This window comes from Streptomyces sp. NPDC059564, assembly GCF_042735575.1.
Classification (GTDB): domain Bacteria; phylum Actinomycetota; class Actinomycetes; order Streptomycetales; family Streptomycetaceae; genus Streptomyces.
Window position 1 is genome coordinate 23,908 of sequence record NZ_JBHWBP010000004.1, and the last position, 14,034, is coordinate 37,941.

General features: G+C 67.7%; 11 protein-coding genes. 3 read left to right on the plus strand and 8 right to left on the minus strand.

What is annotated here, in order from left to right:
• Nucleotides 1-122: 122 nt before the first annotated feature.
• The gene (locus ACFV0Q_RS01990; RefSeq protein ID WP_384998982.1) at nt 123-740 is read right to left on the minus strand and encodes an ATP-binding protein; all 618 of its coding nucleotides are present in this window, start codon (nt 738-740) and stop codon (nt 123-125) included.
• 103 nt (nt 741-843) lie between these two features.
• On the opposite strand from ACFV0Q_RS01990, the gene ACFV0Q_RS01995 reads away from it, so the two are divergent.
• The 3 genes from ACFV0Q_RS01995 (at nt 844) to ACFV0Q_RS02005 (ending at nt 3,561) form a co-directional block, all read left to right on the plus strand.
• Entirely contained in the window at nt 844-2,124 is a 1,281-nt protein-coding gene (locus ACFV0Q_RS01995; RefSeq protein WP_384998985.1) for an XRE family transcriptional regulator, read from the plus strand.
• Nucleotides 2,121-2,663, plus strand: a complete 543-nt coding sequence (locus ACFV0Q_RS02000; protein ID WP_384998988.1) for a GNAT family N-acetyltransferase — start codon at nt 2,121-2,123, stop codon at nt 2,661-2,663. The genes ACFV0Q_RS01995 and ACFV0Q_RS02000 overlap by 4 nt, the downstream gene beginning before the upstream one ends.
• A gap of 115 nt (nt 2,664-2,778) precedes the next feature.
• Nucleotides 2,779-3,561 carry a glutamate racemase gene (locus ACFV0Q_RS02005; protein ID WP_384998991.1) on the plus strand — a complete coding sequence of 261 codons (783 nt, stop codon included), beginning with the start codon at nt 2,779-2,781 and terminating at the stop codon, nt 3,559-3,561.
• A gap of 43 nt (nt 3,562-3,604) precedes the next feature.
• On the opposite strand, the gene ACFV0Q_RS02010 is transcribed toward ACFV0Q_RS02005, so the two are convergent.
• The 7 genes from ACFV0Q_RS02010 to ACFV0Q_RS02040 all read right to left on the minus strand — a co-directional run bounded on the left by ACFV0Q_RS02010 (nt 3,605) and on the right by ACFV0Q_RS02040 (nt 14,029).
• Nucleotides 3,605-3,883 (minus strand): hypothetical protein, encoded by a 279-nt coding sequence (locus ACFV0Q_RS02010; RefSeq protein ID WP_384998994.1) that lies wholly within the window; start codon nt 3,881-3,883, stop codon nt 3,605-3,607.
• Entirely contained in the window at nt 3,880-4,635 is a 756-nt protein-coding gene (locus ACFV0Q_RS02015) for an N-acetylmuramoyl-L-alanine amidase (protein ID WP_384998997.1), read from the minus strand. Before ACFV0Q_RS02015 ends, ACFV0Q_RS02010 begins: the two co-directional genes overlap by 4 nt.
• 54 nt (nt 4,636-4,689) lie before the next feature.
• Complete coding sequence (locus ACFV0Q_RS02020; protein ID WP_384999000.1) at nt 4,690-5,046, minus strand: hypothetical protein; 357 nt, start codon at nt 5,044-5,046, stop codon at nt 4,690-4,692.
• 367 nt (nt 5,047-5,413) lie between these two features.
• On the minus strand, nt 5,414-7,732 hold the full coding sequence (locus ACFV0Q_RS02025) for an LppP/LprE family lipoprotein (protein WP_384999003.1): 2,319 nt from the start codon (nt 7,730-7,732) through the stop codon (nt 5,414-5,416).
• A gap of 381 nt (nt 7,733-8,113) precedes the next feature.
• The gene (locus ACFV0Q_RS02030) at nt 8,114-12,004 is read right to left on the minus strand and encodes a hypothetical protein (RefSeq protein WP_384999006.1); all 3,891 of its coding nucleotides are present in this window, start codon (nt 12,002-12,004) and stop codon (nt 8,114-8,116) included.
• Nucleotide 12,005: 1 nt separating this feature from the next.
• Nucleotides 12,006-12,965 carry a hypothetical protein gene (locus ACFV0Q_RS02035; protein WP_384999009.1) on the minus strand — a complete coding sequence of 320 codons (960 nt, stop codon included), beginning with the start codon at nt 12,963-12,965 and terminating at the stop codon, nt 12,006-12,008.
• 131 nt (nt 12,966-13,096) lie between these two features.
• Complete coding sequence (locus ACFV0Q_RS02040) at nt 13,097-14,029, minus strand: hypothetical protein (RefSeq protein WP_384999011.1); 933 nt, start codon at nt 14,027-14,029, stop codon at nt 13,097-13,099.
• Nucleotides 14,030-14,034 lie beyond the last annotated feature (5 nt).

Here is a 14,034-nt window from a genome sequence, read left to right on the forward strand (position 1 = left end):
TAAAAGGAGTTCCACTTCACCGCTGGCCTCCTGGTGCAGGAGCCGGCGGACCGCACTGGCGAGGCCGGCGGTATCGGGGGCCGGTGCGCACGGGGGCATGGCTAAGACGGCGGCAGGGAGGCTCATGCCGACTCCCGGAGGGTGGCGGAGCCCAGGACACACCAGGTGCTGCCGTCGGTGGAGACGCCCCAGTACCCCCGGTGATCACGTGCGAGGTGATCCACCAGGAAGAGGCCTCGCCTGCTGACGTCATCGGGGTCCGCCACCTTGATCCTGGGCACGTACGAACCGCCACCCGTCACCGTCAGCGTGAACGTGCCGTAGCCGACGATCAACCGGACAGGGATCGAGGTGCTGGCGCCGTGACGGAGTTCGTTGGTGATCAGCTCGCTCGCCACCAGCTCGGCAGCCGACACTACGTCTTCCTCGATGCCCCAGCGACGCATGTGCGACGTCGTGAAGCGGCGGATGTCCTGCACGTAGCGGGCATCATCCGGGCGGAACGAGCCGGGACCGAACGGCCGCGCGCACCAGACAACGGCCTCCGCCGCATCGCGGAACCGCGCAGGCAGCGGCACCTGATCCAAGAACCGGAAGGCAGAACCTGGCAAAGGTGCAACACCGGCCGGTGCCAGGTACTCGCCGACACACGCAGTGGTTGGCACCCTGGGACTGGTCATGATCGGTCCTTTCGGCGGCGGATCCGTCGTCAGCACGCTCAGATAACCGCCCTCCACCACGCCGCGAGTAGGGCGATGTGATGTCCCCATCTCCGAACGCCCTAGGGTGATTTGACGAATACTTGACCCGTCCTTGAGTCGCGATCGATCCTACTGTGGAGCGATGAGCGCGCTGCCGAACCACGTACTCGTCGAGTGGATGCACGACCAGAGACTGGGCTCCCGCGAACTTGCTGAGCTGGTCAACCAGGCTGTCGCCCAACTCACCGGCCGATCCGGTGGACTGGATGACAGCAACATCCGCGCCTGGCGCTCGGGGCGTGTCCGCTGCCCCAACAGCGTGCAACTGCGAGCCCTGGAACTCGTCAGCGGAAAGTCGGCAACCGACTTAGGGTTCGAACGCCGTACTCGTGCTCCGGCAACCGCACCAGCGCAGGAGGAATCGCCAGTGCTCCGCCGTCATCTCATGCAAGGCGCGGCCGCCCTCGCGGCTACCGCCGCCACGCCCAGTTACGTGGCCCCGCGCCGAATCGGTGTCTCCGACGTAGAACGCCTCCAGCAACGCTTCGCCGATGTCATCGCCAGCGATCACCGTCACGGTGGCCAGCAGACCATTGAGCAGCAGGCCGCAGCCCTGAGTGAGGAGGCCCTTCAACTTCAAGCCAGCGGGGCCGCCAGTCAGCGGGTGCGTGGATACCTCTACGCCAGCGCGGCCGCGTTCCGCTCCTCCGCCATGTGGGCTGCCATCGACGGCCGCCGGTACAACCAGGCCATCGAGCACATGCGCCAGGCCCAGCAACTCGCCGCGATGTCCGGCGACCAGGCGATCCAGTTCCGTATCTGGTCCCACGCCGGGACCATGTACCGCCACATGAAGCGGCCCGCCGACGCCGCAGCGGCCAATGACGTCGCCCGCACGCTCTCGATCACCCGGCGCGATCCGATGTTCGCCTCCCTGGGTCATGCTCGGCACGCCGCCATCCACGCCACGGCGGGCGACAGCAGGGCCACCCGCCGAGCACTCGACACGGCGCAGGAAGCGATGCAGCGCGCGGATCCCGACGCGGACCGGCCCGTGTGGATGCGGGCCTTCTACGACCAAGCCGAACTCGACAGCCTCGCTCTCTCCGCATACATGTCCCTGGCTCAGTACGACGCCGCAGAGGCGCACGCTCACCGGTGCCTGGCGGGTCTACGCCCCCACATGCAGAGGTCGCGGGCCATCACCACATCGCGCCTCGCCCTCGCCCAGCTGGGCCAAGGCGATCTCGAGCCGGCGGTCGCCTCTGCGATGCGCGTCCCCCGGGACGCGGCCACATCCCACCCCCGCGTCGTTGAAATGCTGGCGAACGTCGGAAGCGAACTGCGCAACAAGGCGCCGACGAGCCCGCAGGCCCGCCTTTGGACCGAGTACGCCAGGTCGCTGAGAGGAACCGCGAAGTGACGGAGCACGCAACCCTGAAGCACCACACCGACCTCAGCGAAGTGCGAGAGGACCTGATCAAGGTCTACGCCAGCGTCCGAGCGGACCTGCTTCATCTGCCGAACTACAAGGTCGAGGCGTTCACCGAACGACTCGGCCGGCACGGTGACGATTCCGGCTGGGAGGTCGTCATGGCCCACGCGCCCGACGGTGAACCCATCGGCTACGCCTATGCCAACACGGTGGAACCCGGCAATCGCTGGTGGACCCGGATGGACGCCCCGGCTCCTGCTGAATACACGAGCTCACCATCCCTCGCGATCAAAGAGATCGGTGTCATCAAGCCCTGGCGCGGCCAAGGACTAGCCCAGGCCATACACGACGAACTCCTCCGAAGCCGCGACGAAGGATATGTGTCCCTCCTCGTCAACCCTGCTGCCGGAGACGGCAAGGTGAAGAGGCTCTACGAGGGCTGGGGATATTCGGCGATTGGCAGCCAGCAGCCTTCGCCGGACTCCCCGCCGCTGGTCTGTCTCGGGCGCCGAGTCGCGCAGCAGTGACGGCAGTGCCCCCGCCTATGCATTGGATTCGAGAGCTCAATCCCGACGGCAGGACCGAGGAACTGTTCATGAGGGTGCGGCCAAGCATCAAGCCGGAGAAAGCCCGAGGTGACTCATGAAGATTGCACTCATCGACTCTGGGATCGGCCTCCTCGCAGCAGCGGCAGCCATACGGCGCTTACGGCCAGACGCCGACCTGATCCTCTCCTCCGACCCCGACGGGATGCCCTGGGGGCCGCGAACCGCACCAGACCTTCGACGGAGAGTCCTGACCGCCGCCCAAGCCGCCGCTGCCCACCGGCCCGATGCCCTGATCATCGCCTGCAACACCGCTACGGTGCACGCGCTGCCTGTCGTGAAGGCAGCTCTCGAACCGATGATCCCCATCATCGGAACTGTTCCCGCAGTGAAGACTGCCGTCGCGACCGGGGGGCCCGTCGCCATCTGGGCTACCCCGGCGACGACCGGCAGCAGCTACCAGACCGGCCTGATCCATCGGTACGCAGCAGGAGTCCAGGTCACCGAGATCGCCTGTCCAGGACTTGCGCACGCAGTCCAGCACGCTGATCCGTCTGCAATCCGCGAGACCGTCGCCGAGGCCGCCCGGCGAACCCCGGCCGGCGTCACCGACGTTGTCCTCGGCTGCACCCACTACGAACTCGTCGCCAGCCAGATCCGTGCAGCCCTGCGCCGCCCGTCGCTCATCACCCCAGTCCTGCGCGGCTCCGCCGACGCGGTCGCCGCCCAGGCCTTGCGCCGTCTGAACGGCACCCCGGCTGCGGCTACCACCGGAGACGGCCGCCTGACCGTGCTGCTTAGCGGCCGCGAGTCGGCCCTCCCTACCGCAGCACTCGCCTACACCGCCGGCCGCCACATCTCGATTCCAGCCCTCGCCTGAGGAAAGCGGCGAGGCCCCCGGATTACCGAGGGCCCTGCCACGATCAGGCCTCCACCACGGCCAGCTGTCCGCTGACCTGACTGGTGTCCGCGGGCGGATCGCTGCGGTACAGCCAGTTCGGCAGCAGATTGTGCACCACAGGCAGCGCCATTAGCCGGGTTACGGCTCCAGCGACCGCGAGAGCAACTGCGACGCCCGCCGTGGTCTGCGGGATGTCGCTCGCATCGATGATCAGCGGCAGGCCCGCAGCCAATCCCAGGAGAGTCTGGAAGATCGTTCGTACGGTGCGCTGGTTCGCGTCGAGCGCGCTCTTGTATGTCACTTCGACACCTTCAGGGTCTGGCCCGGGTGAATAAGGTAGGGCGCGCCGATGCCGTTCTCGCGGGCCAGGACCAGCCAGCTCACCTCGAGGCGCTCGCCGATCCGAGACAGGGTGTCCCCGGCCTGCACGGTATAGGTGGACTCGGCACCGCCGCCGGGATCGCCATTCAGGCGTCCGGCGACACGCTGACGCAGCCCGGACATGGTGAAGCCCTTAGGGTCGATCTTCCCGGGCTGCCACTCAAGATGGCCGATGACGCTCGCCGAGCTCCAGCGGTGAGCCCTGCAGAGCGCGGCCGACACCCTCTCAATTGCTTCCAGCTGCACCGCTGGCCACGGATCTTCACCGTCGCCCAGGTTCTCGCACTCCCAGCCGTAGAAGTGCGGATTACCGTCCTTGTCGGCTTCGTTGGCCGTAGGAAGCGCCCGTTCGGCGATCACCGCTTCCAGGACATCGGAGTCACCGGCCCCCGCGTGATTCGCGCGTCCGTACCCGACGAGATGAACCGTCCCGTCCTTCGCGATCACGCCGTGGCACAGCGGGCCCGGCAGACCCGAGTAGCCGTTCTCGCAGATACTTACGGTGTTCGCGGTACCCGAGGTGACGGTGTGGTGGATCATCACACCGTGTACAGGGCCCCAGGCCCCCTTGGCGTTTCTGTTGTGGGTGCGCCAGCCCGGGCGTTCGACGACCCGCACGCCTTCAGCGCGCAGCGCCGCCACGAGTGCGTCAGCACTCAGGGGTGTTGCCATGTTCGAATCTCGGATTCTCCCCGCGCCCAAGATCAAAAGGTGGAGCGGCAGCTGTTACGAAGTGCCGCGCGACACCAGCCACAGCTGGACGGCCATCAGCAGAAGCGGCGCGACGAAAGAACTGACCACCAGGCGCCTGGTCGCCGCCGCCTGTACCTGATCCTCCCGGCGCTGCTGCTCGCTGCGCTCGGTGATCTGGTCATGCTCCCCGCGCAGGCCGGCGAGAGCGGCCTCAACCTGACCGATGCGCTGCTCCGTTGCCCGCTGGTCCGCCCGGTAGACGTCCTGCGTGACGACCTGGTCGAGGCGGGCGGCAAGGTGCGCGAGGTCGCCGCGAAGATCTTCGCGGAGCTGCGACACCGCTCGGTGCAGCTCCCACAGGGTGGGCTCGGCGCTCGGCGGCACAGACACCTCTGATCACTCCCAGCAGCCCCGCGCCTGAACCGATCGTACGTGTGCACGCCAGACGGTCCGGGCATCAGAACGGCAATCTAGTGCGGGACCCGGACGGAGCTGGCGTCGCAGACGCTCGTGCAGACTATGGGCTACTGCTAACCGAAACTGACGGGCTCACAGATTCCTGGAGCACTCTCGCGACGAACCTGAGGGGTATTACGCCTGGGCACACCACCCCACCTTGCCCGTTGGGTTCGTTGCCCTGAGGAGGGCCCCTCTAGCCGCCCGTTATCAACGGGCGACCTGGCCGGGACCGCAGCGGGTACCGCCCCGCAACCAGACGTGCGCTGGTGGCGGGGCGGCCAGGTACGTGATTGTGCGGCTATTGCCCGCGCGTCAAGGACTCTGTGTACTGCAACTGGTGGTTCTGCCACGTGTGCCGGTAGGTGACTTCCTTACCGCTGGGGCAGCACACCGGGTCGTCAGGGGTTGCCCACCGCACGCGCGAGGTGATCTGGGCGCCGTTCTGCGCGGTCACTTCGCGGAAGCTGTATGCCGTGCCTTCCTGCACCATGCCGACGTATCGGTTCCCGTAGAACAGCATGATGATCTGGGCGGACCCGTCACCACCCTCGGGGCCGCAGTTCCCGCACGCCTGCACAGCTCGCAGGGGGCCGCGGAGCTCCTTCAGGTCCGCTCGTCGTGTCGGAACGTACCCGTTGGACGCGAACACGTCCGCGGAAGCAGGGTTGAACGCGGTGGTTGCGGAGGTGCCGGTGCTGGTCGGGCACAGGTAGTCCAGCAGGCCGGGTGGCGCCTTCATGTCCTTCACCTTGGCGCACGTCGCGTCGTGGCTGCTGCCGCCCGCAGGGCCGTCGGCGCCCAGCATCGTGACGGTCGGCGTCAAGCTGCCGCCCTTGCGTTTGAACAGGGTCGCGGACACCCGGCCCGCGTAGAGGTCAGGCACCCAGTCGACGACCGCCCAGTCCCTCCAACATTTCCGGCCGGTTACGTGCATGGCCTCGGGGTTGGCTACCTCCTTCAGGCTGGCTACCGCCGCCGTCGTGGCGGCGGCGTCGGGACAGGGCGTCGGGTCCTCCCTGGCCGCCTTGTCGGCCGGTGACTCGCGCCAGGTCTTGTCCCAGAGCACCTTGTCGATGTGGTAGAGGTCCGCGATTTCGACGGCGCTCCGGTCGTATCCGAGCCATTCGAGGTCGATTCCCGCAGACGTGTACAAGCCGCCGCGGAGTTCGGTCTTTATGGTTCCTTCCTGCCCGAAATCCTCCTTGTAGGCAAGCTTCAGGCCGGGGGTGATGTCCAGATAGGGGCCTACTGTGCCGTACAGGTAGAACGAGAGCCGGGCACCGACCTTGACATTCCCTTCCAGCTCAAAGGAGGGCGGTTCAGCAAGGCTGAACTTGTTGTCGAACTTGGCGATCCCCTTCGCTTCACCGCCGTCCGGGACCTCGATGCCCGCCTCGAAATGCGACTCCTGGCTGGCCTTCACTGCAACCTTGCCGCCGAAGCCGGACACGCCGGTCAGGGCACCGTGCACTGCGATCACCACCATGAAGGGCCCCAATGGCACCGTGATGACGCCGAGGCGCATCGGGTCGTCCGGGTAGAGCCAGCGCACTTCGCATTTGGCTTCCACGGCGTTCGATTTCGCGCCAAAGCCGGCCGTTTGGGATGCCTTCAACGACCACCGCAGTCCCTTCTGCCTGCCGTGATCCCAACTGGTGTCCAGAGTCATCCTCGGTGTGGTTGCCGTGAACGCTGCCTCCTGCAGAATCGGCAACGAACCTGCCCCAGCGCATTCCCGACTGCCCTTCCCGCGGTTCGGGTCTTTCGGGTCGGCCCCGAAATCGGTGCTGTTTTTCTTGTCCTGGGGATCGGTGAACTTGTACAGGAAGGTGAACCCTCCCTCGCCGTCCGCCTCCATCTCAGGGTCCTCTCCGGTGGCCACCTCGGCCGTGAGAAGACCAGGCGACGTGACTCCCGTCCTCGTGAAAGCGGCATGTTTGGCCGTGCCCTCCCGACGCATCGCCTCCTGCGGCGACACAATGGGCTCGTCCACCACGTTGATGCGCCCCTGAGGCACAGCCTCACGCAGCGTTGCTGACTTGGTGACAGCGGTCACAGCACCGCCGCTCGTGTGGACCTCGATGACCCTCCGCAGCAGCCCTTCCGGAGTGTGCGGACCGACCCCGGCCACCAGCACGTCACCCACGGCAAGCTTCCTTGCGGTGGCGCTGCCGGGTGACAAGGTGACCGATTCACCGTCGACCCCGCGGATGTCGGCAGCCTCGACAGGCTTCGTCGTGTGAAGGACGACCGTGTTGTAGTCGACCGTGGTCGACGCGGCACCGCCGGCAGGCACCGTGACGGACTGCTCCAATTTTGGCGGGTACAGGTCATGGTCTGTGCCCTGCACTTTGCCTGCCGTGATGGTGTATCGGCCCGGCTTCACACCTGTGAGGGTGCTGGTTCGGGTGACATGCTCCGTCATGCCCTCCGGCCCCCGCACCGTCACGTCGCCGATCTTGCCGTCGGGCAGGCTCCCGACACGCACTTGAAGCTGCCCCTCGGACTGCCACGGCAGCCAGCCCTCTTTCACGGCGACGGCACTTCCGCCAACCATGCAGACGACCACGATGGAGATGACGCCGCGTCTCCATCGTGTAGAAGCCCTTCCGGCCATCCCGCGTCCTTTCCTAGGCCACATGTACGCGGCGCACGATACGGTCGGTCGGCTCCCCAGGCGCCAGAACCAGCCATTACCTTCCTCCTGGAACAACGGCAGCCAGAAACGCACTTGAGCCAGGCAGCGCACCGCCATCCCCCGGGTGCTGGCATCGGCACTCGGGGTCAGTAGGCAGTGAGCTGGGCTTCGGCTGCTGAGGCCGCCTCAGCCCACGGAAGCAGCGCAGGCCGCCCGCAACCTCCCCGACACTTTTTTGGGGGCGATGGAGCCGCTCTTCTTGTCCGGGTGGGCCGACAGGACGTAGCGGGTGGCGGAGAGGTTGGACAGGACCCGCAGAGCTCCGTCAGCCGGTGGATAAGCAGGCAGCCCGGTCGTGATCTACTTCACGTAGGTCACCTTCAGCTGCGGCGGGAATGCCTGGCCAACACCGTGTGCACGGCCGTAGTAGTTACTCGATGTGCTGTTCGGGTCCAGAGCGAAGCCACGCGGCCGGACGCTACGTACGAGGTTGGTGACGTCGACCCACTTGCCTTCGTTGCGGCGCCAGTCGACCGTCATGGCTTCTCCGTCCGCGCTGAACGATCCGGGCCGGGCGTCGTGTCCGTGTGTCCGGATTGCAGCCTGTCCACCAGACGAGGAATACCAGTGCTCGAAGTGGAGGAATAGCTCTGCTTTCTCGATAGTCGCCCCGCTCAGGTCCGTGCCCAACGACGTGGGAAAGCCGACGAGGGACGCGGTGAGGCCGTTGGTGGATGAGTAGAAGCCCTGGAGCATCTGGTTGCCGTGATACGAGCTGTATGCCCCGCGGCTGGTGTACGTGCCAGACCAGGCCGCGGCGTAGGTGCGCTCGAACCGCTGAGCCGCTGGCGGAGTTGTGCCAGGGGTCCGTCCGTTGTTGAGCTGGCCCGTGGCGGGCAGCGCGGGCCCGACATCCTCGACGTACATCACGGCGGGGTACTCGGCGCCGCCGAGGAGAGTGGCCTTCGCACTGGTCGGGCCGTCCCATATGAAGGACGTCAGGAGGCGGTGGGTTCCCGCTCCGAGCGCGGATCCGCGGCACACCAGCTCAAGACGGACCCGCTGCCAGCCGCTGCCCATCACGTGCCCGGCGCTCTGGAGCTGCCGTGAAGACAGGGTGGGGGCCGCGGTGCCTCCATCACGCAAGATCAGGATCAGTGCGCCGCCCGCCTGCGACCGCTCGGACTGGGTGTCCAGCACGATCCTGTACTGCCGGTCCGCTTCAATACGCACGGCCAACTCCACGAACCCCGACTCCGTGCCCCCAGCAGTGGTGACGCCCTGCGTGACGGTGTGCGCGACGATCACGCCTCTGGGCGCTTGAGCGATGCGACGGTCGAGCGGCTCACCCTTAATCGTGAGCTGCCCGGCCACCGACAGATCGTTGAAAGCGCCGTGCCCGTCCTGGTTGATCGTGGCGACGGGTACCCCGTCGTTCGTGATTGTCAGGTACTGCGGGCGGCCGGTGACGAGCGAGATCGACTCCTCACCGTCCTGATCGTAAAGACGCAGACCCTCAGGGCTGACCTCGGCGCGCGCGCCCGAGTTCGTGGCGGACAGCACCTGTCGGATCACCACGTTGTCGAAGGTGACGGTTCCGGCGGTGGCGCCGTTGACGCCGACCCGCATCCGTCCCGTGACCGTCTGGGCCGGCGCCGCGTCGCCGATCGCCGACATGAAGAGCCAGCCCTTGCCCGCGGCGCCGTTCACACTCGTCAGCGTGCTGTAGCCCAGCACCGCGCCAGCTGTGTCCTCCCACCGCACGTACACCGTCGCGTTCCGGCCGACCCAGTCCCCACTGACCTGGTAGTAGGCGGCCATCCATACACGCATGCCAGGCGTCGCGGAGAACACGCCGAGCGTGTGCGTGCGATCGGTGGGCGTTGGCGCCGAGCAGTCGGCCCGCACCCCCTTCGGGGTGTCCCGGCCGGGGCTAACGATGCTCCAGCCGCCGGTCGCGGCGATGCGCTTCAGGGCGACCTCACCCTCGAAGCTGCCGTCGGCCACCAAGTTGCCGTCGAAGCCCAGAGAGATCTTGTCGGCCGAGATCGAGCCCGCCTTGATGTGGATGGCCTCGATGGCGCCCGCCGCGACTGCCGACGCCGTCACCGAATTCGCAGCCAGCTTCTCCGCAGTGATCGACAGCGCGGCTACCTTGTCCGCAGTGATCGCTGACGCGGCGATCTTCTCCGCCGTTACCGTCAGCGCCGCGAGCTTGTCGGTGGTGATCGCACCAGCGGACACCTTCGGGGCCGTGACCGCCCCGTCGGCAATCTGCACCCCGGCCACGATCGGCCTGACACAGGCGTTGTCCCACCAAAGGGTGCCCGCGGTGCTGTTGCCGGATTCGGCTCGGACGCGGGCACGTACCGCCCCGTCCGGCGTGGTGAACGTACCGGACACACGATCCCACTGGCCGCGTACCGGGCTGGTTGTGCGCGCCTTCGCGTAGCCGAGGATCTTGCTGTCGGCTCCCTCCCACCGGATGTGGAAGCTCAGCTCCGCGCCCACCCAGTCCTCGGAGGCGTAGTAGTCGGCAGCGAGGTACAGCTGATCCCCAGGGGTTGTGGGAAGGAGTGTGAGGTCGACCGCCCGATAGACCGGCGTCGCAGAGACAGCGTCGATCCGCAGCGACGACGCAGAGCCGTTTCCGCGGGTCTTGTCCTGCGTTGCCCACGGAAGGGACGCGGTCAACGCGACCGTGGGGGAGCCCTCGAAGCTGGGGTCTGCCAGCACGTTCGCGGTGCCGACCACGGTCATCTTGTCCGTCGTGATCGCGCCCGCGATCACGTGTCCGGCTGACACGGAGGAGGCCTGGAGCTCCCGGCCGCTGATGGTGTCCGCGGCAACCTTGCCGGCCGTCACCGAGTCCGTCGCGAGCGCGCCCGCGGTCACCGAGCCCGCAACGAGGTTGCTGCTGTCCACGATGCCGGTCTTGAGGATCTCGACCGTGACCGCGTCCACCTGCATTGCGCCGGTACCGCTTGTGTCCCCCGTCGGGGCGGAATCGTAGTTGAGGAAGAGGCAGGGGACCACGAATCGCACCTGGTCGTGGAGCTTCCCCGGGGCCCGCGGATCGGGGCACACCCCCGCGCTGCCCGAGACTCCCGGCAGGGCGCGGCCCCGGAGGTAGCCGGTGAACACCTGCCAGCCCGCCCTGGCCGGCAGAGGCGTCCGGGACGCCGCGCAATAGAAGTGGGACGCGGTCGAGTCGGCGCCCTCCCGGTTCACCAGCGTGGTGCCGTTCGCACCGAGACCCATCACGCCCACGTACACGCTGTCGGTGCCGGAATCGGAAGGCGCGCTGGTCCGCACTCGCGCCGACACCCGGTAGAGAGTGTCTGGATCGTAGGGGATCGGAGTCGTGCCGCGTACGGCGGCAAAGCCCGATGCCTGGCCGACGGTACGCCCGGTTGGCGCGTCGGCGATGTCCGTCAGGTGCTCCCACTTGGCCCCGGCGCCTAGCGTGACCTCCGTCCAGGCGGTCGGGTCCCCGAGGGCGTCGAGGTAGTGCTGGGTGATGCCGTCCGCGAGCGTGCCGCCGAGCGTGTTCAGCGTGACAGCGCCCGAGCCGATCTTGCCGCTCGTCACCGACGCCTGCGCGAGCTTCTCCGCGAGCACCGCTCCGTCCGCGAGTGCAGCCGTGCCGACCGCACCCACGGCGATCTTCGTGTCGGTGACGGCCTTCTCCGCGAGCTTGACCTCCGACACGATCCCGTCGAGGAGGTCTTGCCCGACGGCCTGGCGCGCTGCCGCGATCACCGGAGCGGACACCAGCCCGGCTATGCCCGCGGTGCTGAGCGCGACCAGCCGGACATGCCGGGGCACGTAGTCGCTGACCGCGATCGTCACCGTGGCCCCGGACCCGCCCTCGATCGTTGCCGCCGGGGTGCGGATATCGACCTGCTCGTCTGCGGCGAGCAGCAGGTGCACCTGGACCCGACCGAGGTTCAGGGGCGGGGTGGCCGCGTCCGTGAAGGCGCCATCCCAGCCGACGCGCAGGCCACCCAGTACCGGCACGACCTGTGGGGCACTGGGTGTGGGCGGTGGCGGACCGTTGAACGTGGCGACCCCGGTGGTTCCGTCGAACTGGACTCCGACGGCGCCCGTCAGGACGCCGTCCTCGTCATACACCTCGATCGCGCCCGCCTCCACCGAGGAGTACGCCAGGCTCGCGGTGCGGGCCTGCCCGGTCAGCCTCCGCTCGACATCCGCGAGGCGGGCCGCGATCTGCGTCAGGTTGCTCGCCACATCAACCCCCGTAGACGAAGCCGTCAGCGCGGGCCAGCGACAGCGTGACCCGTTCTCCGTCATCGCCCTGCGGAGGGCGTATCCGCCAGCCGGTGATCCGGCACCAGCCATCCCAATCCGTCCACTGGTCGTGGATACGGACCCGGACGTCGTCGCCGACCTGCCACGACCCGATGGGCGCCGACGGATGATCGACGACCTGGATCTCGCTCACCTCTCCGAGCGTCTGCCGGGCGATGCGCTCACGGCGCGCCCGCGTCGCCAGCCGGTCATTGCCCTTCTCGCCCGGAACCTCAAGGACGCGTTCCATACGTAGGCGGCCGTTGCGCACGGCATCGACGGCCCGGCGACGCCCGCGCCCCTCACCGGCGCCGAGCGCGATGACCACCTGCGCGTACTCGTCCCCGTCGTACATCACCGAGGCGACATCCGTGATGTTGACGCCGGAGGCGAACATGATGTCGGTGCGCCGGGTCCCCAGACGCGGCCACCCAAGACGGATCTGCCCGGACGGTCGACCGTCCGAGTAGGTGGTGCTTTCCGTCCACTCAGGGCCACCGTCGACCTTTGTCATGTCGTCCACGACGTCGCCGAGGACGGGGGACTCCCACCACTCGACCTTGTACGGCTCGGCAGGCATGCCCACCTTCGTACGGCTGGTCGACGGGTCGACCGCCACGTTGAGATTGCCGTCGGGCTGGCTCTGCGCATACGCCCACACATCGCGGATCACCTGGCAGGCGTCCGCGTGGACGTACGGGCCGCGCCCGTCTAGCTCCCCGTGCAGGTCGTGACGCCGGTGCAGGTAGGAGCCCCAGCCGCTAGCTTCGATCGGGAACTTGTCGCCCTCCGGCTCGGCCCGCCAGATCAGGCCGCCCCACAGAACGGTGTCGTCCCGCTCGACCACCAGCACGGTGTTCGCCGGGCTGATGTCCGAGCCCACCAGGTTCCGGAACGGCACGGGGACTTCACCCGACAGGTCGCCGGGCTCCGAGAGGCCGGGCCCGAACTCAACGCCGGACAGTGGGAGATCATGAACGAGGACGCGGCCGGTCAGGGCGTCGTGGACGCGGTAGCGGTATGAGGGCATGGTCAGATGCCCTCCTCGAACTCGATGTCGGCGATGACCGTCGTGACGATGTCCGCCTGCAGGGAGCCCGCGTTGTCCTTGGTCAGGAACACCATGCCTTGGAGGCTCTGGGTGGTGCCACGCATGTCGGCCGGGACGTCGATCGTGTCCGCGGAGATCGCGTTGATTCGCACAGACCGGTCCCCGGAGGCGCTGCCGTCATCGATCTGGATCGACTGCCCTTGAACTCCGCCGAGCCGGAAGGCGGTGGAACCCCAGATGCTGCCCAGGACCTGGAGACCCGAGACCGTCATGACGATCCGGGCACGGCGGGCCCACGTCGGCACGCGTATGTCAAAGCGGGCGGCCGGCGGCCAGTCAGCCCAGCTGCCCGAGTTTCCCGCCCAGTTCTGATCCTCACCCGGCGATGCGGTGTGCAGCTGCCGTTCACGCCGCGGGTTCGCGATGGTCCGTACGTCCTTGATCATCGAGTCGGTGACGACGCGGGTGTTCGCCGGGAGGTCGATCCTGGCGAGCGCGACCGCCGTCATGCCGGCAGGCGGCGAGACGGCGTTCGTGGACACGTTGGGGATCACGTGGAAGTAGCCGATGTCATCCCGCTCCGGGTTCCGGACGCCTTCGTACTCGGGATCCTCGACGCGCAGCACGAGCAGGTCCGAACGGGCCGAGACGCCGGTCGGGGCGATCGGCACGCTGTGGAAGCCCACGTTGTACTGGGTGTAGCTGCCCTGCCCCCACGCCATGGCTCCGCGGATCACCGCGGAGCCGTCACCGACACGTACACCGGTGCCCGGCGTCGCAAGCTGGGTGACCTTGAGGTCGTCGGATTCCGTGATGCCCTGGGCGCCGTGGCTCAGGTCCCGGACCATCATGCGGAAGGCCCTGGCCGCGTGGGTGCCGCCGTGTACGAGAAGAGGAGGGTTGATCAGCGTCATGAACA

Excerpts from the sequence above, each read along its gene's own strand:
- ACFV0Q_RS01995 (WP_384998985.1), top strand. The coding sequence starts at position 844 with ATGAGCGCGCTGCCGAACCACGTACTCGTCGAGTGGATGCACGACCAG.
- ACFV0Q_RS02005 (WP_384998991.1), top strand. The coding sequence starts at position 2,779 with ATGAAGATTGCACTCATCGACTCTGGGATCGGCCTCCTCGCAGCAGCG.
- ACFV0Q_RS02015 (WP_384998997.1), bottom strand. The coding sequence starts at position 4,635 with ATGGCAACACCCCTGAGTGCTGACGCACTCGTGGCGGCGCTGCGCGCT.
- ACFV0Q_RS02025 (WP_384999003.1), bottom strand. The coding sequence starts at position 7,732 with ATGGCCGGAAGGGCTTCTACACGATGGAGACGCGGCGTCATCTCCATC.
- ACFV0Q_RS02040 (WP_384999011.1), bottom strand. The coding sequence starts at position 14,029 with ATGACGCTGATCAACCCTCCTCTTCTCGTACACGGCGGCACCCACGCG.